The 24,287-nt window shown below is 53.2% G+C and carries 22 protein-coding genes; 11 read left to right on the top strand and 11 right to left on the bottom strand.

What is annotated here, in order from left to right:
- Positions 1–61: 61 nt before the first annotated feature.
- Positions 62–1,003 (top strand): ATP-grasp fold amidoligase family protein, encoded by a 942-nt coding sequence (locus tag NUX24_RS05110; RefSeq protein WP_257830141.1) that lies wholly within the window; start codon positions 62–64, stop codon positions 1,001–1,003.
- Here the strand turns inward: NUX24_RS05110 and NUX24_RS05105 are convergent.
- A complete protein-coding gene (locus NUX24_RS05105) occupies positions 984–2,048 on the bottom strand; it encodes an ATP-binding protein (protein WP_257830140.1) in 1,065 nt (354 codons plus the stop codon). The two genes, NUX24_RS05110 and NUX24_RS05105, sit on opposite strands and share 20 nt — an antisense overlap.
- Entirely contained in the window at positions 2,045–2,749 is a 705-nt protein-coding gene (locus NUX24_RS05100) for a response regulator (protein WP_047651105.1), read from the bottom strand. Before NUX24_RS05100 ends, NUX24_RS05105 begins: the two co-directional genes overlap by 4 nt.
- A gap of 247 nt (positions 2,750–2,996) precedes the next feature.
- Here NUX24_RS05100 and NUX24_RS05095 point away from each other — a divergent pair, with 247 nt between their 5' ends.
- The 9 genes from NUX24_RS05095 to osmB all read left to right on the top strand — a co-directional run bounded on the left by NUX24_RS05095 (position 2,997) and on the right by osmB (position 14,843).
- Positions 2,997–3,407, top strand: a complete 411-nt coding sequence (locus tag NUX24_RS05095) for a transporter (RefSeq protein WP_257830139.1) — start codon at positions 2,997–2,999, stop codon at positions 3,405–3,407.
- Positions 3,408–3,502: 95 nt separating this feature from the next.
- Positions 3,503–6,598 carry a multidrug efflux RND transporter permease subunit gene (locus tag NUX24_RS05090; protein WP_257830138.1) on the top strand — a complete coding sequence of 1,032 codons (3,096 nt, stop codon included), beginning with the start codon at positions 3,503–3,505 and terminating at the stop codon, positions 6,596–6,598.
- 270 nt (positions 6,599–6,868) lie between these two features.
- On the top strand, positions 6,869–7,657 hold the full coding sequence (fabI, locus tag NUX24_RS05085; RefSeq protein WP_003856831.1) for an enoyl-ACP reductase FabI: 789 nt from the start codon (positions 6,869–6,871) through the stop codon (positions 7,655–7,657).
- 153 nt (positions 7,658–7,810) lie between these two features.
- Positions 7,811–8,797: a CMD domain-containing protein gene (locus tag NUX24_RS05080; RefSeq protein ID WP_257830137.1), complete on the top strand. Its 987-nt coding sequence runs from the start codon at positions 7,811–7,813 to the stop codon at positions 8,795–8,797.
- 88 nt (positions 8,798–8,885) lie between these two features.
- Complete coding sequence (locus NUX24_RS05075; RefSeq protein ID WP_257830136.1) at positions 8,886–10,820, top strand: exoribonuclease II; 1,935 nt, start codon at positions 8,886–8,888, stop codon at positions 10,818–10,820.
- 323 nt (positions 10,821–11,143) lie between these two features.
- Positions 11,144–13,135 carry a cyclic di-GMP phosphodiesterase gene (gene pdeR / locus NUX24_RS05070; protein ID WP_047651108.1) on the top strand — a complete coding sequence of 664 codons (1,992 nt, stop codon included), beginning with the start codon at positions 11,144–11,146 and terminating at the stop codon, positions 13,133–13,135.
- Positions 13,136–13,382: 247 nt separating this feature from the next.
- Positions 13,383–13,565: a hypothetical protein gene (locus tag NUX24_RS05065; RefSeq protein WP_024907126.1), complete on the top strand. Its 183-nt coding sequence runs from the start codon at positions 13,383–13,385 to the stop codon at positions 13,563–13,565.
- Positions 13,566–13,608: 43 nt separating this feature from the next.
- The gene (locus NUX24_RS05060; RefSeq protein ID WP_257830135.1) at positions 13,609–14,361 is read left to right on the top strand and encodes a DNA-binding transcriptional regulator YciT; all 753 of its coding nucleotides are present in this window, start codon (positions 13,609–13,611) and stop codon (positions 14,359–14,361) included.
- A gap of 263 nt (positions 14,362–14,624) precedes the next feature.
- Positions 14,625–14,843 carry an osmotically-inducible lipoprotein OsmB gene (gene osmB, locus NUX24_RS05055; RefSeq protein WP_008501216.1) on the top strand — a complete coding sequence of 73 codons (219 nt, stop codon included), beginning with the start codon at positions 14,625–14,627 and terminating at the stop codon, positions 14,841–14,843.
- A 105-nt stretch (positions 14,844–14,948) separates the two neighbouring features.
- Here osmB and yciH read toward each other — a convergent pair whose 3' ends face one another.
- From yciH to pgpB, 5 genes are all read right to left on the bottom strand, one after another.
- The gene (gene yciH / locus NUX24_RS05050; protein WP_257830134.1) at positions 14,949–15,275 is read right to left on the bottom strand and encodes a stress response translation initiation inhibitor YciH; all 327 of its coding nucleotides are present in this window, start codon (positions 15,273–15,275) and stop codon (positions 14,949–14,951) included.
- Positions 15,275–16,012, bottom strand: coding sequence for an orotidine-5'-phosphate decarboxylase (pyrF, locus tag NUX24_RS05045; protein WP_047651188.1), 738 nt, complete (start codon positions 16,010–16,012; stop codon positions 15,275–15,277). The genes yciH and pyrF overlap by 1 nt, the downstream gene beginning before the upstream one ends.
- A 185-nt stretch (positions 16,013–16,197) precedes the next feature.
- Positions 16,198–17,367 carry a lipopolysaccharide assembly protein LapB gene (lapB, locus tag NUX24_RS05040; RefSeq protein WP_023335944.1) on the bottom strand — a complete coding sequence of 390 codons (1,170 nt, stop codon included), beginning with the start codon at positions 17,365–17,367 and terminating at the stop codon, positions 16,198–16,200.
- 6 nt (positions 17,368–17,373) lie between these two features.
- The gene (locus NUX24_RS05035) at positions 17,374–17,682 is read right to left on the bottom strand and encodes a LapA family protein (RefSeq protein WP_023312067.1); all 309 of its coding nucleotides are present in this window, start codon (positions 17,680–17,682) and stop codon (positions 17,374–17,376) included.
- A 148-nt stretch (positions 17,683–17,830) separates the two neighbouring features.
- The gene (gene pgpB, locus NUX24_RS05030) at positions 17,831–18,598 is read right to left on the bottom strand and encodes a phosphatidylglycerophosphatase B (protein WP_032656731.1); all 768 of its coding nucleotides are present in this window, start codon (positions 18,596–18,598) and stop codon (positions 17,831–17,833) included.
- 197 nt (positions 18,599–18,795) lie between these two features.
- On the opposite strand from pgpB, the gene ribA reads away from it, so the two are divergent.
- Complete coding sequence (ribA, locus tag NUX24_RS05025) at positions 18,796–19,386, top strand: GTP cyclohydrolase II (RefSeq protein WP_008501210.1); 591 nt, start codon at positions 18,796–18,798, stop codon at positions 19,384–19,386.
- A 37-nt stretch (positions 19,387–19,423) separates the two neighbouring features.
- Here the strand turns inward: ribA and acnA are convergent, their stop codons facing one another.
- The 4 genes from acnA to cysB form a co-directional block, all read right to left on the bottom strand.
- A complete protein-coding gene (acnA, locus tag NUX24_RS05020; RefSeq protein ID WP_257830133.1) occupies positions 19,424–22,099 on the bottom strand; it encodes an aconitate hydratase AcnA in 2,676 nt (891 codons plus the stop codon).
- 161 nt (positions 22,100–22,260) lie between these two features.
- A complete protein-coding gene (ymiC, locus tag NUX24_RS05015) occupies positions 22,261–22,359 on the bottom strand; it encodes a small membrane protein YmiC (protein WP_032623144.1) in 99 nt (32 codons plus the stop codon).
- A 311-nt stretch (positions 22,360–22,670) separates the two neighbouring features.
- The gene (locus NUX24_RS05005; protein ID WP_213327741.1) at positions 22,671–22,811 is read right to left on the bottom strand and encodes a YmiA family putative membrane protein; all 141 of its coding nucleotides are present in this window, start codon (positions 22,809–22,811) and stop codon (positions 22,671–22,673) included.
- A gap of 338 nt (positions 22,812–23,149) precedes the next feature.
- Complete coding sequence (gene cysB, locus NUX24_RS05000) at positions 23,150–24,124, bottom strand: HTH-type transcriptional regulator CysB (protein WP_008502814.1); 975 nt, start codon at positions 24,122–24,124, stop codon at positions 23,150–23,152.
- Positions 24,125–24,287: the final 163 nt, after the last annotated feature.

The raw sequence follows: 24,287 nt of genomic DNA, 5'->3' as shown, positions 1-24,287 counted from the left end.
TTTAAGCAATATCAATCAACAGTTCTTCTCCAGAATATCCGGACATTACGGAGGAGAAGAAATGAACACCGCCACTTACGTTCTAAAATACACAGAGTATCTCATTAGAAAATGCCGTTCATTTTTAATGACGGACCTGCACTTTCATACCGTGAGGCTTAAGAGAACATCCGGTAAAACCCCTGACATTAACTCGCCCACGACGTTGAGTGAAAAAATATGTCATCGCCTGATCTATGACCATAATAACTTCTACACGATGCTTGCCGATAAACTCGCCGTTCGGGCATACGTTTCCTCCAGAACAACGCGCGTAAAAACGGTGCCATTAATTGGCGTTTATACCAGGCCGTCGCAGATTGATTTTTCAGTTCTTCCTGATAAATTCGTCCTTAAGTGCAACCATGACAGCGGCAGCACAATAATATGTATAAACAAAGCGCAATTTAATGAAAAAGAAGCGTGTAAAAAGCTGAGCCTCGCGTTAAAGAAAAATCTTTACTACACCACGCGCGAATGGCAGTACAAAAACATTACGCCGAGTATACTTTGCGAGCCGTTCGTCGATCTCTTCGACGATGCTGACAGAAACACAACGCCCGAAATGCTGAGGATCCACTGTTTTCATGGCGTTGCCCACTATGTAGAAGCAGATTTTACGGATGATAACGGCAAAGGGTTTATCAACGTTTATGACAGGCACTGGAACTTACAACCCTTCCAGATGGAATATCCCAATACTTCAGCAGATCCAGGCGAACCGGTCTTGTTCCGACAGGCATTGCTGGCGTCCCAGGAGCTGGCGGATGGAATTGACTACTGCCGCGTTGACCTGATGCTAAAGAAAGATGAAATCTATTTCAGTGAAATAACCCTGAGCCCGAGACGCGGTAAACTGACGATTACCCCGCAGGAATGGGATGCTAAGTTAGGAAAAATATGGCATTTATCGCCGGCAGGTGCATTTGACCTGCCGCTGAAGCTCACGAGTCGGGCCAGGTGAGCTTAAATATCGAGTGGTTTTGCGTCGATAAGGTATAGGTAACATCGCCACCATGAGCCAGCATGATGGCTTTTACCACCGACAAGCCCAAACCACAGCCTTCCGGGTTCACATGTCTGGCGCCATTATCGCGCTGAAAGGGCTGAAACAGGAAATCATGAAACTCTCTGGGGATGCCCGGTCCCCCGTCCTGAATAAGGATATAATTGCCTTTATCAGAAACGCCATTTTTCACGATGAGCATCCGCGAGGTTGAATAGTGTAAGGCATTATCAAATAAAACGGTCAGACACTGATTGATGCGTAATGGGTCGAATACGCATTGCTGCTCCCTCAGGTCTGTATTGATGGTAAACGCCTTACGGCTGAACTCGGGCATGAACGTATCGAGTGCGTTCTGTATTGTCCCTTTGAGATCCGTTCGGGACGGATATAACGTATATCCCGCCCCGCCGTCCGAGCTGATAACCCGCAGATCTTCAATCAGACGGGTTAACCCTTCCGTCTGTTTGAGAAGATTATTAAACAGCACCGGGTCCGGGATGAAAACGCCGTCAACCAACCCCTGAAGCCGTCCGCGTAGAATCGTGACCGGGGTTCTCAGCTCATGCGCAATAGCGGCATTCCAGGATTTCCTCTGAATATCCAGCGTCTGTAATTTTTCCGCCATTTCATTGAAATCCGTCACCAGGTGATTGATTTCACCCAGCCGGGAACTGGTGCAGAATGCCCGGGCGTCCAGATCGCCCTGAGAAATCTTTTTCAGGCTGGACGCTACCGCGTTTAGCGGGGTGAGTATTCGCGATGAAAGTTTGACCGTGAAAAAGAGAGCGATAATCAGACTGATCGTTGTCGCGGTCCCAATCCATACCCAGTCCCACATCGTCATCTGCTCGTCATCGCCCGCAGCAGCGCCGCCCGGGAGATGATCCAGAATAAAGGAGTAAAAAAACCAGGAGCCGAGTATGGCGATGGCAATGATCGTAAACGTCAGCAACAGCATATACGTTAAGATTTGACGACTCAGGACAGACTCTTTGTTCATTTCTTTTCCCCAAGCCGGTAACCCATGCCTCTGATGCTCTCGGGAACACCGTAAAGGCCTGCAAGCTCCAGTTTTTTACGCAACTTGCTCATATGGCTGTCGACCGTTCTGTCGAGCGTATCCCCTTCCGGCAGACACGCGTTGAGTAGCTCTTCGCGGGAGCAGACCTTTCGCGGGTATCTCACCAGGTATGTGAGCAATTTAAATTCGGTCGTCGTTAATACCGGGGAGACAACCTCTGCTCCCACGGTGACTTCCACGTAGAAGTCATCCGGATAGACCGTAATAAACGGCGTTCTGAGCGGCTGGGAACCTGCCTGCTGAAGCGCGGGTTTTGTCCTGCGCAGCACCGCCTCAACCCGGGCGACAACTTCAGAAGGATTGAAAGGTTTGATCACGTAATCATCCGCGCCCAGCCTCAGCCCCATGAGCTTATCGACATCCTGATCGAGAGCGGAAACCATGATGACGGGGACAACGCTTTCCTGACGAAGCGTCGTAAGTACGCTCCAGCCGTCACATACGGGCAGGTGAATGTCCAGCAATATGAGATCCGGTTTATGGAGACGATTGAGCGCTATGGCCTGTTCGCCCTGTCTGGCTCGGAGCGTTTTCATTCCCGAACGCTCTAAGTAGCTCATCAGTATATCGGCGATTTCGTCTTCATCTTCAACAACAAGGATCAGCGTATTTTTGTTCATATTATCTCCGCGGGTGAAATCCCTTTAAGCACGCTATCAGATATCTTTAGCACAATAAGACACAGCCTCCGGGAAAAAGTGCCGTAATCACGAAAATTTCCCCGCTGATTTAAATTCCCGGTTATTTCTCCACACAGCCTACACATTCCGTCAATAAAGACTCGACAATGCGCGTTCAAAATCGCTATTGGGGCATAACCCGTTGTGCATTGCGCGCTGCAAATTACCACTGTTTCTTAAAGATTTTATGAAGTTGGCTGAAATAATGAACATGGAACTTTCTAAATATTTCTCTCCTAAAAAGCTGGGCATATATTCCCTGTTCCTGCTGCTGTCGTGGGGATTACTTTATACCTGGCTGGTACTGGTACACAAAATGGATGAAAAAGTCGCCTCAACGCTGCTCTCTTCACCCATTATTTATGGCTGCATCGCATTGTCGGTGGTCTCTCTGATCATCCAAAATAAAGCTGGCGCGTTGACTGAGCTGCTTGTCATCGCCTTCTGGCTAATAGTTATTTTTGTTTATCTCATTATTACGTTCACCGTGCTGTTAAACACAATGCCCGATATTGAGGATCTGCTCTTTTACTACGAGTGTTATTTGATCATTTTTTTTGGCGGAGCGCCGCTGTACCTGATTATGAGAATGATTTGAGCCTTTGCTCCACACGTTCTCCACAAACCGCCCATTTCCGCTAAACAGGTGCGCGGTAGACTTTCTACCTCACTCTTTTGCACAAAAATAACCCAATGCCTCATTTTTTTATTGAACGCCCCGTTTTTGCCTGGGTAGTGGCGCTGTTTATCGTCCTGACGGGTCTCCTGTCTATTCCCCGTTTACCGGTTGCGCAGTATCCGGCGGTGGCACCGCCGGGAATCATTATTTCCGTCAGTTACCCGGGGGCCAGCCCCGATATCATGAATACGTCGGTGGTGTCGTTAATAGAGCGCGAAATCTCTGGAGTCGATAACTTGCTTTATTTCGAATCCACCAGTGACACAACCGGTTCGGCATCGATTACCGTCACGTTTAAACCGGGTACGGACATCAAGCTGGCGCAGATGGATCTGCAGAATCAGATTAAGATCGTCGAGCCTCGTCTACCTCAGGCGGTAAGGCAAAACGGCATTAACGTCGAGGCCGCTAATTCTGGATTTTTAATGATGGTGGGGCTGAAGTCCGCGACGGGTCAATTTGAGGAAGCCGATTTAAGCGACTATTTTGCCAGAAACGTCAGTGACGAGCTTCGTCGCGTGCCCGGCGTAGGGAAAGTTCAGCTGTTTGGCGGCGAAAAAGCGCTGCGCATCTGGTTGGATCCCATGAAGCTCCACGGCTACGGGCTTTCGGTGAGCGATGTTCTTACCGCCGTTGGCCAGCAAAATGCCCTTGTTTCGCCCGGTAAAACGGGAGATGAGCCAGCGTCTGCAGGACAAGGGGTAACGTATCCCATCACCGTAAAGGGACAGCTCTCCTCGGTAGAGGCGTTCAGCAATATCACCCTGAAATCTGACGCATCCGGCGCCCGCCTGAAATTGTCCGACGTTGCGCGGGTTGAATCTGGCCTGCAAAGCTACGCCTTTGGTATCCGTGAAAATGGTGTACCCGCAACGGCGGCGGCAATCCAGCTCTCGCCTGGCGCCAATGCGATGAGTACGGCTTCCGGCGTACGGGCGCGCATCGACGAGCTTTCCCGGGTGTTACCTGAAGGAATGGCGTTTACGGTTCCCTTCGATACCGCGCCGTTTGTGAAACTTTCTATCATGAAGGTTGTTCAGACATTTGTAGAAGCGATGGTTCTGGTCTTCCTGGTTATGCTGCTGTTTCTGCACAAGATACGCTGCACGCTTATCCCGGCGATTGTTGCTCCCGTCGCACTACTTGGCACCTTCACGGTGATGTTACTGAGCGGCTACTCCATCAATATTCTGACGATGTTCGGCATGGTGCTGGCGATAGGGATTATCGTTGATGATGCCATCGTGGTCGTTGAAAACGTTGAACGGCTGATGGAGGAAAAATGCCTCTCCCCGCGTGACGCCACGCGGCAAGCCATGCAGGAAATCACCCCGGCGATTATAGGCATCACGCTGGTGCTTACCGCCGTCTTTATCCCCATGGGGTTTGCGGAAGGATCCGTTGGGATTATCTACCGACAATTTTGTATTTCCATGGCGGTTTCCATACTGCTGTCCGCGTTTCTTGCCCTGACGCTGACGCCGGCCCTGTGCGCAACGTTACTCAAGCCGCATAAGGCAGAAAAGAGCGGAGGCGGAAGGTTCGCAGTCGGGTTTAACGCGCGCTTCCGTTCGCTCACCGCCTGTTATGAAGCCGGGCTGGGTGCCGTTCTGAAGCGAACCGGGCGTATGCTGCTCCTGTACGCTGCGCTTTGTGCTGCGCTGTTTCTGGGATTGTCTTCGTTACCGTCGTCTTTTCTGCCGGACGAAGATCAGGGCTACTTTATGTCCTCCATCCAGCTGCCTTCTGATGCCACGATGCAGCGTACCCTCAACGTGGTTAAAAAATTTGAAGAGGAAAGTGCGGCCCGGCCGGATATTGAAAGCAACATTATGATCCTGGGGTTTGGATTTTCAGGTTCAGGACCAAATTCGGCTATGGCCTTCACTACGCTGAAAGACTGGAAAGATCGGCAGGGCTCGACGGCCCAGAACGAAGCCGACCATATACAGGCCAGCATGGCGAACGTCTCTGATGCCGTCACGATGAGCCTGCTCCCGCCAGCCATTTCGGATATGGGCACCTCGTCGGGCTTCACCTGGTACGTGCAGGACAGAGCGGGACAGGGCTACGAGGCGTTAAAGCGCGCTGCCGACGCGCTGGTCCTGCAGGCCAACCAGCGCCCTGAACTGAGTGACGTGTATATAGACGGGCTTCCGGAAGGAACAAGCCTTGCGCTCCAGGTGGACAGAGAAAAGGCGGAAGCGATGGGCGTCTCATTTGATGAAATCAACCAGACGCTCTCCGTCACCCTGGGCTCAAATTACGTCAATGACTATACGAATAACGGCCGCGTTCAGCAGGTGATTATTCAGGCCGATGCGCCATACCGAATGCAGCCTGAGCAGATACTGGCATTATCAGTGAAAAACCGGATGGGACAGATGGTGCCGGTATCAACGTTTGCCACGCTTTCCTGGAACGTTGCGCCGCAGCAGCTGACGCGTTATCAGGGATATTCGGCTATTCGCATTACCGGAAATGCGGCGCCGGGAGCATCCAGCGGCACCGCAATGAAGGTTATGGAGAGTTTGTCCAGAGATTTACCTCAGGGCATGGCTGGCGAGTGGGCCGGGAGTTCATTGCAGGAGAGAAAATCGGAATCTCAGCTTCCGGGCCTTATCGTGCTGTCGATACTGGTCGTGTTTATGGTGCTGGCCGCCCTGTATGAGAGCTGGTCTATTCCATTTGCGGTCATGCTGGTCGTTCCGCTGGGTCTTATCGGCGCGGTGATCGCGGTGTCCGCCGCCGGCATGACGAATGACGTTTTCTTCAAGGTTGGCCTGATTACGCTTATCGGCCTGTCGGCCAAGAACGCCATTCTGATTGTTGAATTTGCCAGGCAGCTCCATCGCCAGGGGCAGCCCCTGCTGGCGGCAACCGTTCATGCCGCCGGCCAGCGCCTGCGCCCCATTCTGATGACGTCGTTAGCCTTCACCTTAGGGGTTGTTCCGTTGATGCTGGCCCGTGGGGCGAGCGACAGTACGCAACATGCCATCGGTACCGGCGTATTTGGCGGCATGATTAGCGGTACGCTTCTCGCCATTTTCTTCGTGCCGGTTTTCTTTATCGTCATCGCGCGCTTCATCGACAACCTCAGGAAAGCGTGAATCCCCGTGCGGGATCGCGCTTCCTCGCTGGTTGGATGAGGTGAAGCTGTTGCCGGGTGATATACTGGACGAATGCTGAAATTTTGAGCCCCCGCGAGTCCGCGGCGCTTTCTTCGGGGCAGGCGTATTCGGAGAAGAGCGAGAAATATCGTGACACAAGGGGCTGTGAGTGGGCTATAATTTCGAGCTAATTTCGAATGATTTTGAAATACTGCCTGTAACGCCATGAATTACAAGGCAAAATTAGCAATGAATATAAGGATTAAAGCTATGGGTTTTCTTTCCGGTAAGCGCATTCTGGTGACTGGCGTTGCCAGCAAACTGTCCATCGCATACGGCATCGCACAGGCAATGCATCGCGAAGGCGCTGAGCTGGCGTTCACCTACCAGAACGACAAGCTGAAAGGCCGTGTTGAAGAGTTTGCCGCGCAGCTGGGTTCCAGCATTGTTCTGGAATGTGACGTTGCACAAGACGAAAGCATCGACGGCATGTTTGCTGAACTGGCAAAAGCATGGCCGAAATTCGACGGTTTCGTTCACTCCATTGGCTTCGCTCCTGGCGACCAGCTGGACGGCGACTACGTGAACGCGGTTACCCGTGATGGCTTCAAAATCGCTCACGACATCAGCTCCTACAGCTTCGTTGCGATGGCGAAATCCTGCCGCGCGATGCTGAACCCGGGCGCAGCCCTGCTGACCCTGTCCTACCTGGGCGCTGAGCGTGCTATCCCTAACTACAACGTTATGGGTCTGGCAAAAGCCTCTCTGGAAGCCAACGTACGCTACATGGCGAACGCAATGGGCCCTGAAGGCGTGCGCGTTAACGCCATCTCTGCAGGTCCTATCCGCACCCTGGCAGCTTCCGGTATTAAAGATTTCCGTAAAATGCTGGCACACTGCGAAGCGGTTACCCCGATTCGTCGTACCGTTACCATTGAAGATGTGGGTAACTCTGCAGCATTCCTGTGCTCTGACCTTTCCGCTGGTATCTCCGGTGAAGTGGTTCACGTTGACGGCGGCTTCAACATCGCTGCAATGAACGAGCTGGAAATTAAATAAGCTGTGACTCTCTTCCCGCACGGGAAGAGAGTTTTCCCCCTGCACCGCCCCTTCGTTATTCCGTTCTGCTATTTGTTATCACCTAACAATATTTTTCCCTTTATCTGCGTTACGCCAGGATATTGATCGCCATTTTGAGATCAAGGAACGCACATGGAACAACGCCGTTTTTCCGGCAAAGGCCACTGGTATCACGAGACCCAGTCGAACCACGCGCAGACAGATGTTCTGCCTCTGGTGCCCGAAGCCGCTAACGTCGACGATCGTTTTTTGCTCGATTTAGCCCTGCCTGATGAGATTGTCGCCGCCTGTTCTGGCTGGCTTACCCCTGCCAGAGCCTTATGCCACAAGCTGTTTCCGCTCTCAATTCCCGTGAACCGTCTGCATACGCTCAGCGCCTACGATCGGCTCAGCACCGCGCTAACGGTCGCCCAGGCCTGTGGCGTTCAGCGGCTCTGTAACCATTACGCCGCCCTCCTCGCCCCGCTTCCCGGCCCGGACTCCTCGCGCGAAAGTAACCGACGTCTGGCGCAAATTACGCAGTATGCCCGCCAGCTTTCCAGCTCCCCTGATGTTATTGATGACAAAGCGCAGAACCAGCTTGATGAGGTTGGTCTGTCAATCTATGACATTGTGGTGATTAACCAGATTATCGGCTTTATCGGCTTTCAGGCGCGCGTGGTCGCGATTTTTCAGGCGCTGTTGGGACACCCCGTTCGCTGGTTGCCGGGCCATCATATTCAGCCGCACACCCTGCCCGCGAGCCACGCCGCCTGGGTGCCGCTGTTGTCCGTCGTCGAGCTGCGCTATGCGAGCGCGCATCAGCTTGAGTCGCTGTCTCGCTGGCAGGCAGAACCCGCGCTGGAGGCGCTGACGCCGGTCCTTTGCCACGAGCCGTCGCTGCTCGACCTGACCGGAGAGATCCTGTTAAACACCCGCGAAGCGATCCCGCTGACGTCCCCCGCGCTTTCGGCGGCGGTCGAACTGCTGACGCGCTCTCCGGACCGCTTCAGCGCCGCGCAGTTTACCCCGCTCACGGATCAGGGACTCCCCGGCGAACATGCCATCACGCTGCTTACCCGAAGCGCGTTTGACGGCTGGCTCAATCGTTTGAAAGTCGCGTTTGGTAAAGAGGAATAACCATACTAATTACCCAAAGAGCGCTTGCTGAGACAGTGAGAATCGCGTAAAACTGTCAGCCGCTCAATGGCTACGAAAATAGAACATTATGTTTCAGGACAACCCGCTGCTAGCGCAGCTTAAACAGCAACTGCATTCCCAGACGCCGCGTGCAGAAGGGGTCGTAAAAGCCACGGAAAAGGGCTTTGGCTTCCTTGAGGTTGACGCGCAGAAAAGCTACTTCATTCCGCCTCCGCAGATGAAGAAAGTGATGCATGGCGATCGCGTCATGGCCGTCATTCATACCGAGAAGGACCGCGAGTCTGCCGAGCCGGAAGAACTGATCGAACCGTTCCTGACCCGTTTTGTGGGTAAGGTGCAGAGAAAAGACGATCGTCTTTCCATCGTGCCGGATCATCCCCTGCTGAAAGATGCCATTCCCTGCCGCGCCGCCCGTGGCGTTGAGCATGATTTTAAAGAAGGTGACTGGGCCGTAGCAGAAATGCGCCGTCATCCTCTGAAAGGCGATCGCGGTTTTTATGCTGAGCTGACCCAGTTCATCACCTTTGGCGCCGACCATTTCGTGCCATGGTGGGTCACGCTGGCACGCCACAATCTTGAAAAAGAAGCGCCGAACGGCGTAGCGACCGAGATGCATGACGAAGGTCTGACGCGCCGCGATCTCACCGCGCTGGAGTTTGTCACCATCGACAGCGCCAGCACGGAAGATATGGATGACGCGCTGTATGCTGAAGAGAGCGCCGATGGCAAACTGCATCTGACCGTCGCCATTGCCGATCCAACCGCCTGGATTGCCGAAGGCAGCAAGCTTGATGACGCGGCGAAAATCCGTGCGTTCACCAACTACCTGCCGGGCTTCAACATTCCGATGCTGCCGCGCGAATTGTCAGACGATCTCTGCTCGCTGCGTCCAAATGAAGTGCGCCCGGTCCTTGCCTGCCGCATGACTATCGCCGCAGATGGCGCGATTGAAAACGATATCGAGTTCTTTGCCGCCACCATCGAATCGAAAGCCAAGCTGGCCTACGATAACGTCTCCGACTGGCTTGAAAATACCGGTAGCTGGAAACCTGAATCCGACGCCATTGCCGCGCAAATCCGTCTGCTGCATCGCATCTGCCTGAACCGCGGCGAGTGGCGTAAAACCCATGCGCTGGTGTTTAAAGATCGTCCGGATTATCGCTTTGTTCTGGGCGAGAAAGGCGAAGTGCTGGACATCGTGGCCGAACCGCGACGCATTGCGAACCGCATCGTTGAAGAGGCGATGATTTCCGCCAACATCTGCGCCGCACGCGTGCTGCGCGACAAGTTGGGCTTTGGCATTTACAACGTCCACACCGGGTTTGATCCGGCGAATACCGAAGCGCTGGCGGCCCTGCTGAAGAATCACGATGTGCACGTCGATCCGGAAGAAGTGCTGACGCTGCCGGGCTTCTGCAAGCTTCGCCGCGAACTGGACGCGCAGCCGTCGGGTTTCCTGGACAGCCGCATTCGTCGCTTCCAGTCCTTCGCTGAAATCAGCACCGAGCCTGGCCCGCACTTTGGTCTTGGCCTCGAAGCTTACGCCACCTGGACATCGCCGATCCGTAAGTATGGCGATATGGTTAACCACCGTCTGCTGAAAGCGATTATCAAAGGTGAAACCATTGCCCGTCCTCAGGAGGACACCACGCTGCAGATGGCCGATCGTCGCCGTCTGAACCGCATGGCCGAGCGTGACGTTGGAGACTGGCTGTACGCACGCTTCCTGCAGGATAAAGCCGGTACGGATACCCGTTTCGCCGCAGAGATCATCGATATTAGCCGCGGGGGTATGCGTGTCCGTCTGGTCGATAACGGTGCTGTCGCGTTTATTCCTGCGCCGTTCCTGCATGCTGTTCGTGACGAAATGGTCTGTAGCCAGGAAAACGGTACCGTGCAAATTAAAGGTGAAACAGTTTACAAAGTCACCGACGTGATTGACGTTACTATCGCCGAAGTTCGCATGGAAACCCGCAGTATTATCGCGCGTCCTGTCGCCTGATAACCGGTTCAATTGTCGGTCATTTCCTCTGCGGAAAGGCCGACAATTTTTCTTTTTATCCCCGCCACAAAATCATTATTTTTCCTTACTATTTTCAGTATCCCTTCGCCCAAACCCGCCATAATTATCTACAGTAAAAGAGTGTTGTTATATTCGGTTATGTGAATTTCTATACGCTCCGTACCTTTTTTAACCTGACTCGTTTTATTATAAGAAAGCAGGGAAAAACAACAGGTTCACTTCGGTTTTGCCGCTGTTTCTCAACGGAAAAGTCGACAGCAAATGAATAATTTGTGCGCTTATGAACAGCTGCGGGAGAAAACATGATGGACGATCTGGAGCAGAATTTGCTGTTTCGCTACATGGGCACTCACAGCCCGTGGTGGCGCCTGTCAGCTGACAGCAACGCTCTGCACCTTTCCACCAGCGAAAATGCCGATGTCACTCAGGTCGTGGCGCTGGACGATGAACAGGCCGATCTCATCCGTCATTTAACCGTTATTACCTCCAGCATTTCCATGACGCTCTCGTTATTCGGGGAAGACCTCCCGGTTCATCTTGTGGGCCGTAAGATTACCCGCAACGAGTGGGCAGGCACCGCTTCCGCCTGGAACGATACGCCCTCCGTGGCGCGCGATCTGGCTCAGGGGCTCTCTTTCGCGGAGCAGGTTGTATCAGAGGCCAACTCCGTCATTGTTATTCTCGATAAGCACGGCAATATTCAGCGTTTTAACCGGCTTAGCGAAGAGTACACCGGCCTGAAAGAGCAGGAAGTGATTGGTCAGAACGTGTTTAAGCTGTTTATGAGCCGCAGCGAAGCGGCAGCCTCAAAGCGCAATATTACCGGTTTTTTTCGCAACGGCAGCTCCTACGAAGTCGAACGCTGGATCAAAACGCGTAAGGGTCAGCGGCTGTTTCTGTTCAGAAACAAATTCGTCCACAGCGGCAGCGGTAAAAATGAAATTTTCCTTATCTGTTCCGGGACCGATATTACCGAGGAGCGCCGCGCTCAGGAGCGGCTGCGCGTGCTGGCCAATACCGATACCATCACCGGCTTGCCAAACCGCAATGCGATCCACGACCTGATTTCTGACGCCATCGCCAGCCGCGGCGATACGCAGGTTGGCGTCGTGTATCTCGATCTGGATAACTTTAAAAAGATCAACGACGCTTACGGGCATATGTTTGGCGATCAGCTTTTGCAGGCTGTCGCTCTCGCGATTTTGAGCTGTCTGGATGAGGAACAGGTTCTTGCGCGTCTTGGCGGCGATGAATTTATCGTCATGGCCACCAATACCTCTCAGGGCTCTCTGGAGGCGATGGCGTCACGCATTTTAACCCGTCTTCGTCAGCCGTTCCGAATCGGTCTGATTGAGATTTATACCGGCTGCTCTCTGGGTATCGCCCTCGCACCACAGCACGGGAACGACCGGGAAAGCGTCATTCGAAACGCCGATACCGCCATGTACACCGCCAAAGAGAACGGCCGGGGCACGTTTTGCGTCTTCTCACCCGAGATGAACCAGCGCGTGTTTGAATATCTCTGGCTGGATACCAACCTGCGTAAGGCATTGGATAACGATCAACTGCTGATCCACTATCAGCCGAAAATAACCTGGCGCGGGGAAGTCAGAAGCCTTGAAGCGCTGGTCCGCTGGCAATCACCAGAACGCGGCCTGATCGCGCCGCTGGAGTTTATCTCTTATGCCGAAGAGTCGGGTCTAATTGTGCCGCTGGGCCGCTGGGTGATGCTTGATGTGGTTCGCCAGGTGGCAAAATGGCGCGATAAGGGAATAAACCTGCGCGTGGCGGTGAACGTCTCTGCACGCCAGCTGGCCGACCAGACCATCTTCAGCGACTTAAAGCAGGCGCTGAAGGATCTGAATTTTGAATACTGCCCGGTCGACGTCGAGTTGACCGAAAGCTGTCTTATCGAGAATGAAGAGCTGGCGCTGTCCGTGATCCAGCAGTTCAGCCGACTCGGGGCGCAAATTCATCTGGATGATTTCGGTACCGGCTACTCTTCCCTTTCTCAGCTGGCCCGCTTCCCTATCGATGCCATTAAACTCGATCAGGCTTTTGTCAGGGATATTCATAAGCAATCCATTTCACAGTCGCTGGTGCGCGCTATCGTCGCGGTGGCGCAGGCGTTAAATCTACAGGTGATTGCTGAAGGGGTGGAAAATGCAAAAGAAGACGCCTTTCTGACCAAGAACGGCGTCAATGAGCGGCAGGGTTTTCTGTTTGCTAAGCCGATGCCCGCTGCCGCATTCGAGCGATGGCTAAAACGATATCAAGCGCGAAATCAACGTTAACTGGCTTTACGCAGGCCCGCCGCGTGATAGCGATTTTGCAGGGTCACCAGTCGCTGCCCCCCCGTGAGGCCGCAGCATCATCCAGACCGTGTGACGCTCCGCCTCGCAATAACCTGACATCTGCATGAAGGGGATTAAATTTATCACTTACGTTTATGTAATTTAGTTATTGTATTTTTTCCCTTCTCTTTTGATCCTAATTTCTGCATCATTGAAAATATTAACTTTTCGCGCCTGGGGTGAGATTATGTCGACTATTGACGCACAAGCTGTAGCACAACGAATTGATACCGTGCTGGATATCCTGGTGGCGGGCGATTATCACTCTGCTATCCGGAATCTCGAGATCCTGAAGTCTGAACTTCTTGCTCAGAATGGTGCTGACAATGCGCCAGAAAACAGACAGCCAAAAGCGCCGTGGGAAGTTTAACCCCACCGTCTCCGACCTCGTTTCGCTTTATTAAATGGATGCTATGAATTCCCGACAACAACTCATTTTGCAGATGGTCATCGATCAGGGACGCGTAAGCGTAGTCGATCTCGCTAAAACCACCGGCGTTTCTGAAGTCACCATCCGTCAGGATCTTAATCTGCTGGAAAAACAGAGCTATCTGCGTCGCGCGCACGGATATGCTGTCCCGCTGGACAGTGACGACGTTGAGACGCGCATGATGAATAACTACGCGCTCAAACGTGAACTGGCGGAATTTGCCGCGTCCCTGGTGAACAACGGCGAAACCGTCTTTATTGAAAACGGCAGCAGTAATGCCCTTCTGGCGCGCACGCTTGCCGATCAAAAAGACGTTACCATCATCACCGTCAGCAGCTATATCGCGCACTTGCTCAAAGAGACGCGCTGTGAGGTGATTCTGCTCGGCGGTATTTACCAGAAAAAAAGTGAAAGCATGGTAGGCCCGCTGACCCGTCAGTATGTTCAGCAGGTTCATTTCAGCAAGGCCTTTATCGGGATTGACGGCTGGCAGCCGGAAACAGGTTTTACCGGCCGGGATATGATGCGCTCCGACGTGGTGAATGCCGTGCTGGAAAAAGAGTGTGAAGCCATTGTGCTCACCGACAGCTCTAAATTTGGCGCCGTTCACCCATACACGATGGGCCCGGTTTCACGCTTTAGCCGCGTGATTACCGACGAAAGATTGAGCGACGCGCACCGTAGTAAACTGGAGAATGACGGGCTGATCGTCAATATTATTAAAACGACCGCCTGAGTCCCCTCCGCGCCCGAATTTCGGGCGCATACGCCCTTCTTTCTCTGAGATGATTCCTGGTACTTCTTTAAGAGTTTTTACCTGTTTAACCTGCATTAAAGTCGTAAAATTAATGTTAGCGATATAACAGGAAGTGACTATCACCTGCGTGATTACGTAACGCCTGCGCGACCAGCTTTCACGGAAAACAGAATTAAGTATTCGATTCGTCTATACTTAACGTGTACATCTTTCCGTGAATCGATAATTCAGGAGAAAGTATTATGACCTTAACCAGCAAAAAATTAGCCGCCGCTGTTCTGGCAATCACTGTAGCAATGTCCCTGAGCGCGTGCTCTAACTGGTCTAAACGTGACCGTAACACCGCTATTGGTGCCGGTGCCGGTGCTCTCGGTGGTGCAGTATTAACGGATGGTAGTACGCTGGGTACATTAGGTGGCGCTGCTGTCGGTGGTATTATCGGTCACCAGGTTGGCAAATAATTATTATCTAAGCCTTCCCCGGTATTGCGATATTTGAACGCATTTCAGGTCTGACATACGCACGTATATAATACGAGCCACGGCATTTGCCGTGGCTCATTTATTTTAACCGCCTGCCAGTTTGACTTTCATACATTTGGCTTCCAGCAGAGATTTTATTAAATCGCGCTTGTCTCCCTGGATTTCAATAATGCCGTCTTTCACGGCGCCGCCGCAGCCACATTTCTTTTTCAACTCGGCCGCCAGCTTTGCAAGTTCAGCATCATCCAGGTCAATGCCGGAGATGAGGCAAACCCCTTTCCCTTTTCGTCCACTGGTTTGACGCTGGATCCGAACGATGCCGTCCCCCTTAGGACGTTCCACTTTCGCTTTCGGCTCGTCTATACGCCCGCTATCGGTTGAATAGACCAGACGGCTGTTGGAATCGGTCATTAGGCCCCCTTTTTCAGCGATGCGTTGATAGCCTTAAGCGTCTCAGCCGGGTTGGCAGACTGCGTCACCGGACGCCCGATGACCATGTAGTCAACGCCAGCAGCCAGCGCCTGCTCAGGCGTCATAATACGGCGCTGATCGCCGACTTCGCTGCCTGCAGGACGGATACCCGGCGTAACCAGTTTAAAATCCTGGCCCAGCGCTGATTTGAAACGTACCGCTTCCTGCGCGGAGCAGACGACGCCATCCAGGCCGCAATGCTGCGTCAGACGCGCGAGACGTTCGGCATGCTCGGCGGGTGACAACGTCACGCCCAGGTCGCGAAGATCGTTTTCGTCCATACTGGTCAGCACCGTGACCGCAATCAGCAACGGTGCATCTTTACCGAACGGCAGAAGCGCCTCACGGGCAGCCGTCATCATTCTTGCCCCACCCGATGCGTGGACGTTGACCATCCATACGCCCAGCTCTGCGGCTGCGGCAACCGCATGCGCCGTGGTATTCGGGATATCGTGGAATTTCAGGTCGAGGAAAACGTCAAAGCCGCGCTGCTGAAGATCGCGAACGATTTGCGGTCCAAACAGCGTGAACATCTCTTTGCCAACTTTCAGACGGCAGTCGCGAGGGTCGATGCCGTCGACAAACGCCAGTGCAGCGTCACGCTGATTGTAATCAAGCGCAACAACAACAGGAGAATCCGTAATTACGCGGGAAGTGGAGGATGTAACAGACGTCATGACCAGCCCTTTTCGTCTATGGGCGCGCAGCGGCGCGGAACAGATAAACGGCGAGCATTCTACCTGCCGACGCCGCAAATTGACAGGATCCATTTACGCGCCTGCCAGGCTGGCAAACCGCACGGAGTTTAGGACATCGGATAAACCATCAGTATGTTGTAACTAAAATGGAGCGTTTTAAAAAATTACTGCCCGTCCAGACCGCGGATTGGCTTGATGGTGGACCAGGCGCGGCAGGAAGGACAGTGCCAGTAGAGCGTATACGCGGTAAAACCACACTTCTGGCAACGATAGCGCGGCTTGCTGCGCACCTGCTCGCCAACCATATCGCGCAGCACCATCAGGCTCTCTTTGGCTCGCCCTTCTTCTGCGTCGTTCAGGTGGTAATCCATCAGCTTGTGGAATACCCGCATGGTTGGATGGCGCTGCAGCTGGCGCGTAATATAAACCTGCGCGGTGTCGCTTCCCTCATACTGCTCAACAACGTCAGAGAGCATCAGTTCAGCGGTGGCGCCGGTATTCTCTTCCACGCAGCGACGCAGGAACGCTACCCACTCTTCCTGCTTGTCGAGCTGTTGATAGCAGGTTTGCAGCATTTCCAGCGTTTCACTGACCAGCTCTTTGTCCTGGTCGATAACCCGCAGCAGGCTTTCAACGGCTTTGGCGTAGTCGCCATTCGCCATAAAGACGCGCCCCATCATGATGGAGATGCGCGCGCTATTGCGGTCCGCGGCGGCGCCTTTCTTCAGCAGCGCCATGGCTTTATCCATGTCGTCGTTGCCCATTTGCTGAAGAGCAAGCTCACAGTAGAAATGGGCGATCTCAACGCGCTGCTTATCTTTACCCAGCTTCACCAGACGTTCAGCGGTATCAATGGCTTTCTGCCAGTCGCTGGTGGCCTGATAAATCTGCAGGAGCTGCTGCAGCGCGCCGATGCGAAAATCTGTTTCATCCACCAGCTGTGCGAACATATCTTCAGCGCGATCGTACAACCCCGCGGCCATGTAATCCCGCCCCAGCTGTTGCACCGCCAGGAGACGTTGATCGTAGGTCAGCGAGGCGCTTTCCATCAGAGTCTGGTGAATACGTATGGCGCGATCGACCTCGCCGCGCGAGCGGAACAGGTTGCCCAGGGTGAGATGCGCTTCAACCGTCCCCGTATCCTCTTTCAGCATATCGAGGAACAGATCTACCGCTTTGTCCTGCTGATTACTCAGGAGGAAGTTCACCCCCGCAACGTAGTCGCGGGAGAGTCGGTTGGCCTCATCCTGTTTTGTTTGTTGCGCACTTCTGCGGCCCATATACCAGCCATAGGCTGCGGCTACAGGCAAAAGCAGAAACAACAACTCCAGCATAGTCGATTATTCCTTCACGACCGGCACACCAGAGCTTTCCGGGATGTCAGACGCAGGGGCAATATTATTTTCGAGTCGCTTAATTTTACGTTCAGCGCGCGCAAGAGAAACACGGACTTTCAGCCAAAACAGACCGCAAACCAGCCAGCCAATGGCAAAGCCGGCAGCAAATAGGACCGCCAGCAGGCTCGAGACGCGATACTCACCCTGAGCCAGCAGATAGTTAAACGTCACCTGCTGATCGTTTTGTGCACCCAACGTGACTGAAATGACAAAAATCGCCAATACCAGTAAGAAAATGAGTAAATATTTCACATTACTTCCCGTTATGTGGTTCAAGCGAATAAAGTGTGTTCAACTCACCGCAATCAGCCTTATAAACTACCATTTTAGCGACGAGCGCGAAACGGAAAAAGTGACGCGCAGGTCATGGATCTATGGGCAAAATGCGGAATATCAACCGTCAGGCGTCTGTCTGGTCCCTTTCGGCTATTTCTTCTTTCTCTTCTGGCGGTGGCGTTAGCGGGCCGCAGAATCGTTCAGTGAGCCAGGTCGCCATCATAATCAGCAGCCATGAGATGAGCGTGGCGACGACCAGGTCGCGCGGCCAGTGCATCCCCAGCAGCAGGCGGCTGCCCATAACCCCCGTCGCCCAGACCAGTAAAATCACGATAGTGATCGTTCGACGCCTTGGCCAAAGCAGCCCAACCCCCAGCAACGCCCAGCTGGCCGCAAACATGGTGTGACCGGAAGGAAACGCGAACCCGGTCTCTTTCTGCCAGTGTTTACGTAAGAATTTCGGGATATCCTGCTGTTCCGCAAGCTGTTCTTTCACCAGCGCGCCGCGATCTTTACGCTTTAAATTGTAGAACTCATCCACCGGAACATGATGCGTTTTTTCCAGCCAGACGACAAAAGGACGCGGTTCCTGAACGCGATCTTTAACCCAGGACTTCACGCCCTGACCGACAAGGATAGCGCCCCCGAGTATCGCAAAGAGCATCAGCGCCGCGCGCAAGCGAAAGCGCAGGCACCACAGAAACCAGGCGCAGAGGAGTACGTGGGTAATAATCCCCCACGGCTGGGTGACCGTTTCCGTTATCCAGTATAACGTTTTCAGCCACGTGGCGTTCTGCCCGGGCTGCCACATCCAGCCTGAAAGCCATACGGCCAGAGGCATAATCAGTAAAATGGCCGCACCTGCTGCCGTACGTCTGGCGATTGAAAGCATGTCTTCTCCTTTTTCGCTAAGCGTCACAATCATAACCGAAATTAATCCTCCGGGTGGATATGTCGGATCGTGCGTTTAACGTTCATATAGCATGGTGCCCATTAGGCGAACCTGCTGAGCTTGTGGCAAAATGAACTGATACAGAAAGCAAAACAGGGCAAAGGCACGAAACGTGTCAGCCTACTCTGGAGAATCACATGCAGCTTAAACGTGTGGCAGAAGCCAAACTGCCAACCCCATGGGGCGATTTCCTGATGGTGGGTTTTGAAGAACTGGCAACCGGACAGGATCATGTCGCGCTGGTGTATGGCGACATTTCAGGGCAGACGCCGGTGCTGTCCCGCGTCCATTCAGAGTGTCTCACCGGCGACGCGCTGTTCAGCCTGCGCTGTGATTGTGGTTTCCAGCTGGAAGCCGCCCTGTCTCATATTGCAGAAGAAGGCCGAGGTGTGCTGCTTTATCACCGTCAGGAAGGTCGTAATATTGGTCTGCTGAACAAAATCCGCGCCTACGCGCTTCAGGACCAGGGCTACGATACGGTTGAAGCAAACCATCAGCTTGGCTTTGCCGCTGACGAACGCGACTTCACCTTGTGCGCCGATATGTTCAAGCTGCTGGGCGTGGACGAAGTTCGACTGCTGACCAATAACCCGAAAAAAGTGGAGATCCTGACCGAAGCGGGGATCAACATCGTCGAGCGCGTACCGCTGATTGTCGGCCGTAACCCGAAAAACGCCCACTACCTTGATACCAAAGCCGCCAAAATGGGCCATCTGCTGAAAGAGTGATGCTAAAAAGCCCGGCACGAGTGCCGGGCTCGTTTCATCAATCCAGCATCTTACGAATCACATAATGTAAAATGCCGTCGTTCTGGTAATAGGTCAGCTCGGTTGCCGTATCAATACGGCACCGGCAATCCAGCACCTCGGTTTTCCCGTCTGCCCGCGTTAACTTCACCGGCACCGTTTTCCCCGGCTGCAGGTTTTGCAGACCGCTAATCTCAATCTGCTCTTCCCCGGTCAGTCCCAGCGTTTTACGGGTCACGCCCTGCGGGAACTCAAGCGGCAGGATCCCCATGCCGATCAGGTTCGAGCGGTGAATACGTTCGAACGATTCGGCGATGACCACGCGAACGCCAAGCAGACGCGGACCTTTCGCCGCCCAGTCGCGGCTGGAGCCGGAACCGTACTCTTTCCCGGCGATCACCGCCAGCGGCGTACCTTCCTGTTGATATTTGACCGCCGCATCATAAATCGAAACCACTTCCGTCCCCGGCAGATGGCGCGTCATGCCCCCTTCCACGCCCGGTACCATTTCGTTACGAATGCGTATGTTGGCAAAGGTCCCGCGCATCATGACCTCATGGTTGCCGCGACGCGAGCCGTAGGAGTTAAAATCGCGGCGTTCGACGCCCCGGCTCTGCAGATAACGGCCTGCCGGGCTATCGGCTTTGATACTCCCCGCCGGAGAGATATGGTCGGTCGTGACGGAATCTCCCAGCATCGCCAGGATGCGCGCGCCGTGAATATCCTTAAGCGGTGCCGGCTCGGCCAGCATCTCATCAAAGAACGGCGACAGACGAATATAGGTCGAGTCATCCTGCCAGCCGTAGGTATCCGAGCCCACGACGTTGATGGTTTTCCACTCCGGCGTGCCTTCAAAGACCTCCGCATACTCTTTGCGGAACATCTCGGTTGAGACCTTTTCAACGGCCAGCGCGATTTCACGCGAAGATGGCCAGATATCTTTCAGGTAGACAGGATCGTTCTTGCGATCGTGACCAATCGGATCGGTCGCCAGGTTGATATTCATGTTCCCTGCCAGGGCATACGCCACAACCAGCGGCGGCGAGGCAAGCCAGTTGGTTTTCACCAGCGGGTGGATACGCCCTTCAAAGTTTCGGTTACCGGACAGAACCGCGCCTACCGTCAGGTCACCCTGCTTGATCGCCGTTTCAATGGGTTCAGGCAGCGGGCCGGAGTTACCAATACAGGTCGTACAGCCGTAGCCCACGAGGTTAAAGCCCAGTTCGTCAAGGTACGGCGTCAGTTTGGCCTGCGCCAGGTAATCCGATACCACTTTGGAACCCGGTGCCAGCGAGGCCTTGACCCATGGCTGAGGTTTTAGCCCAAGCTCTACCGCCTTTTTAGCCAGCAGACCGGCCGCCATTAATACGCTGGGGTTCGAGGTGTTGGTGCAGGAGGTAATGGCCGCAATAACAACCGCGCCATCCGGGAGCTGATATTGATGTCCATTCAGAACATAGTCGACCGGACGGTGATCTTTCTGCGCCACGTTCACTTCCAGGGCATTGCTGGCGGCAAAGGCTTTTGGCACGTCACTCAGCGCAACCCGATCCTGCGGACGTTTCGGTCCGGCGAGGCTCGCCTCGACGCTTCCCATATCGAGTTCAAGGGTGCTGGTGAAGACCGGTTCATCGCCCGGGTTTCGCCACATGCCCTGCGCTTTGGTATAGGCCTCCACCAGCGCGACCTGCTCTTCGCTGCGCCCGCTAAGGCGCATGTATTCCAGCGTGACGTCATCGATGGGGAAAAAGCCGCAGGTTGCACCGTATTCCGGCGCCATATTGGCAATAGTGGCACGGTCGGCCAGCGGCAGCGAATCCAGTCCGTCACCGTAGAATTCTACAAACTTGCCCACCACACCATGCTTACGCAGCATCTGGGTGACGGTGAGCACCAGATCGGTGGCGGTAATGCCTTCAGACAGCTTGCCGGTGAGCTTGAAGCCCACCACGTCAGGGATAAGCATGGACACCGGCTGGCCGAGCATGGCCGCTTCCGCTTCGATACCCCCAACGCCCCAGCCCAGCACGCCCAGACCGTTGATCATGGTGGTATGGGAGTCCGTGCCCACCAGCGTGTCCGGATAGGCGACCCACTCTTTATCCTGCAATTCACTCCAGACGGCTTTACCCAGATATTCAAGGTTCACCTGGTGACAAATACCGGTACCCGGCGGGACCACGCTAAACCGGCTAAACGCCTGCTGCCCCCACTTCAGAAACACGTAGCGCTCGTGGTTGCGCTCCATCTCCAGACGCACGTTCTCGCCAAAGGCGTCGTCATCACCAAAGCGGTCAACGGTTACGGAGTGGTCAATGACGAGGTCAACGGGGGAAAGCGGATTCACTTTTGCCGTATCTCCGCCGAGACGCTTAACGGCCTCGCGCATCGCGGCTAAATCAACGACGGCAGGAACACCGGTAAAGTCCTGCATCAGCACCCTGGCCGGGCGGTAGGCGATTTCTCTGTCGGCATGGGCATTTTCGAGCCACCCTGCCAGCGCCTGGATATCATCGAGGGTGACAGAGTCACCGTCCTGCCAGCGCAATAGGTTTTCCAGTAAAACTTTCAATGACTTGGGTAAACGCGAAATGTCCCCAAGCGTTCTGGCAGCCAGCGGCAGGCTGTAGTAATGCCAGGTTTTATTTTCTGCCTGTAACGTATCCTTACTGGCTTCGCGTAGGGTTAACGACATAAGCTCCTCCTTAATCACAGAGATGCCCCGACAATCATCAGGGCCGTAATTAAAGATAACACAAAGATGTCGTAACGTTTTGATAACAACCCAAATTGATAAATTTAGGATTGGTCCAGAAAGGAAAAACAAAAAACCCCGCCGTAGCGAGGTTTTACAATTTAGTGGAGGGCCAACCAGATGAGCTGGCTCCAGAACAGAATCGACACGGTAAAAACGCCGATCCATGACCAGTATTTGTGAGACGTCATGTTATTCATCATAGGGACACCAGGCATTATTTATTAAAAGTTCCGAGGTAAGTCCTCAGTGCTATATTGCTGATGTGTATTTATTAAAGAGTACAAAAGTGCAGAGTCGATATTCAGACTATTTGCATCATTACGCAATTAACTAAATTATTGTTTTTTGGGTTCGTCTTCTGCGAACACATCAATAAACGCTTGCTGCTGCGGCGTCAGTTTCCAGGACGCGGGTACAACGGTCGCAGGAGCTTTACGCCCTCTGTGGCCATTGTCACGATGCTGACACATCTGTTTTACCGAAGCTGTACGTACCGTCACTGCCATATTTAACCCCAATATTTCCAGGCCAGGAGAGCAACCACCACCCAAAACAGGGTAGAGACGAGAAAGACCGCCAGCCAGGCTTTACGCTTGAGCGCAGGATCCCTTTGCGGTTCTTCACTTCCTGAAGGCATTGCTAACCTCATACAATCGATATCGCTTATCATTTAGGACCAAACAATTGGTACAATTAATCATCTGTTGAGATAAATCCTAAAGAAACTTTAGCCGAAAAGCCAGTGAATTTACGCACCGGGAGGTATGAAATATTCAATCTTTTGACCAGAAATAAATAATTGAAAAGAAAAATTTGCGAAGGCGTAAATTAGTTTCTACTTTTGTCGCCAATTCACGACATTATAACCATGCGGATTAAATGGATAATGACATTATATGACAGGGGATACGTAGATGATGATAATTCTAATTTAGCTTTGAGGCGTTATTTCGGTATCTTTCCGTAAGGGAAAGATACCGGGTGTGATTATTTTTCGGGGAGTTTGATGTCTTTAAACATCTCTTCAATATCTTCATTTGAGCGTAATGCCACGGCGGTATCCACCACGTCACGCGTTAAATGAGGGGCAAAGCGCTGAATAAAATCATACATATAGCTGCGCAGGAAGGTGCTGCGACGGAAGCCAATCTTTGTGGTGCTATGACTGAAAACATCATGCGCATCAAGACGCACCAGGTCAGGGTCTGACACCGGATCCACCGCCATGCTGGCAATAACGCCCACTCCCAGACCAAGCCGCACATAGGTCTTAATCACGTCGGCATCCGTCGCGGTAAAGACAATGCGCGGCGTTAACCCTGCCCGGTTAAAGGCCGTATCAAGCTCGGACCGTCCGGTAAAGCCAAACGTATACGTTACCAGCGGATATTGCGCCAGCTCTTCGATAGTGACCGACCCTTTACCCGCCAGGGGGTGATCGGGGGTCACCACAATAGAGCGGTTCCAGTGATAGCATGGAAGCATCACCAGATCGTCATACAGGTGGAGCGCTTCCGTGGCGATGGCAAAGTCTGCATTACCCTTGGAGACGGCTTCAGCAATTTGCGTTGGCGAGCCCTGGTGCATATGCAAAGAGACGCGAGGATAACGCTCGATAAAGCCTTTGATAACGCCGGGTAGCGCATAGCGCGCCTGGGTATGCGTCGTGGCAATATACAGCGAGCCTTTATCCGGCCAGGTGTGTTCCCCTGCCACCGACTTAATCGCATCGACTTTGGAGAGGACTTCCCGCGCAATGCGGATGATTTCCTGCCCCGCAGGCGTCACCTGAGTGAGATGCTTACCGCTGCGGGCAAATATCTGGATACCTAACTCGTCCTCCAGCATACGAACTTGTTTGCTGATGCCCGGTTGCGAGGTATACAACCCCTCGGCGGTAGAAGAGACGTTAAGGTTATGATTCACCACCTCAACGATATAACGAAGCTGCTGTAATTTCATGCCAGACCATCCGATTTAGCGCATGCGGTCAATCGCTTAAGACGATTTAATAATAAGAAACTGGTTAACTATAACCACTATATCATTTATAGCCTGACTGTATAGTACGGAACAAAAAATAATAACAAGGCAATAAAAAAGGGCCGGAAATCCGGCCCTTTTA

This window comes from Enterobacter sp. HG048 (genome assembly GCF_024702055.1).
Taxonomy (GTDB): Bacteria; Pseudomonadota; Gammaproteobacteria; order Enterobacterales; family Enterobacteriaceae; genus Enterobacter; species Enterobacter dykesii.
This window is presented reverse-complemented; position numbering and strand designations above follow the sequence as displayed.

Bases quoted from the DNA above. Each gene is read 5' to 3' on its own strand.
- NUX24_RS05110 (WP_257830141.1), top strand. From the start codon at position 62: ATGAACACCGCCACTTACGTTCTAAAATACACAGAGTATCTCATTAGA.
- NUX24_RS05105 (WP_257830140.1), bottom strand. From the start codon at position 2,048: ATGAACAAAGAGTCTGTCCTGAGTCGTCAAATCTTAACGTATATGCTG.
- NUX24_RS05100 (WP_047651105.1), bottom strand. From the start codon at position 2,749: ATGAACAAAAATACGCTGATCCTTGTTGTTGAAGATGAAGACGAAATC.
- NUX24_RS05095 (WP_257830139.1), top strand. From the start codon at position 2,997: ATGAAGTTGGCTGAAATAATGAACATGGAACTTTCTAAATATTTCTCT.
- NUX24_RS05090 (WP_257830138.1), top strand. From the start codon at position 3,503: ATGCCTCATTTTTTTATTGAACGCCCCGTTTTTGCCTGGGTAGTGGCG.
- fabI (WP_003856831.1), top strand. From the start codon at position 6,869: ATGGGTTTTCTTTCCGGTAAGCGCATTCTGGTGACTGGCGTTGCCAGC.
- NUX24_RS05080 (WP_257830137.1), top strand. From the start codon at position 7,811: ATGGAACAACGCCGTTTTTCCGGCAAAGGCCACTGGTATCACGAGACC.
- NUX24_RS05075 (WP_257830136.1), top strand. From the start codon at position 8,886: ATGTTTCAGGACAACCCGCTGCTAGCGCAGCTTAAACAGCAACTGCAT.
- pdeR (WP_047651108.1), top strand. From the start codon at position 11,144: ATGATGGACGATCTGGAGCAGAATTTGCTGTTTCGCTACATGGGCACT.
- NUX24_RS05065 (WP_024907126.1), top strand. From the start codon at position 13,383: ATGTCGACTATTGACGCACAAGCTGTAGCACAACGAATTGATACCGTG.
- NUX24_RS05060 (WP_257830135.1), top strand. From the start codon at position 13,609: ATGAATTCCCGACAACAACTCATTTTGCAGATGGTCATCGATCAGGGA.
- osmB (WP_008501216.1), top strand. From the start codon at position 14,625: ATGACCTTAACCAGCAAAAAATTAGCCGCCGCTGTTCTGGCAATCACT.
- yciH (WP_257830134.1), bottom strand. From the start codon at position 15,275: ATGACCGATTCCAACAGCCGTCTGGTCTATTCAACCGATAGCGGGCGT.
- pyrF (WP_047651188.1), bottom strand. From the start codon at position 16,012: ATGACGTCTGTTACATCCTCCACTTCCCGCGTAATTACGGATTCTCCT.
- lapB (WP_023335944.1), bottom strand. From the start codon at position 17,367: ATGCTGGAGTTGTTGTTTCTGCTTTTGCCTGTAGCCGCAGCCTATGGC.
- pgpB (WP_032656731.1), bottom strand. From the start codon at position 18,598: ATGCTTTCAATCGCCAGACGTACGGCAGCAGGTGCGGCCATTTTACTG.
- ribA (WP_008501210.1), top strand. From the start codon at position 18,796: ATGCAGCTTAAACGTGTGGCAGAAGCCAAACTGCCAACCCCATGGGGC.
- acnA (WP_257830133.1), bottom strand. From the start codon at position 22,099: ATGTCGTTAACCCTACGCGAAGCCAGTAAGGATACGTTACAGGCAGAA.
- ymiC (WP_032623144.1), bottom strand. From the start codon at position 22,359: ATGAATAACATGACGTCTCACAAATACTGGTCATGGATCGGCGTTTTT.
- NUX24_RS05005 (WP_213327741.1), bottom strand. From the start codon at position 22,811: ATGAGGTTAGCAATGCCTTCAGGAAGTGAAGAACCGCAAAGGGATCCT.
- cysB (WP_008502814.1), bottom strand. From the start codon at position 24,124: ATGAAATTACAGCAGCTTCGTTATATCGTTGAGGTGGTGAATCATAAC.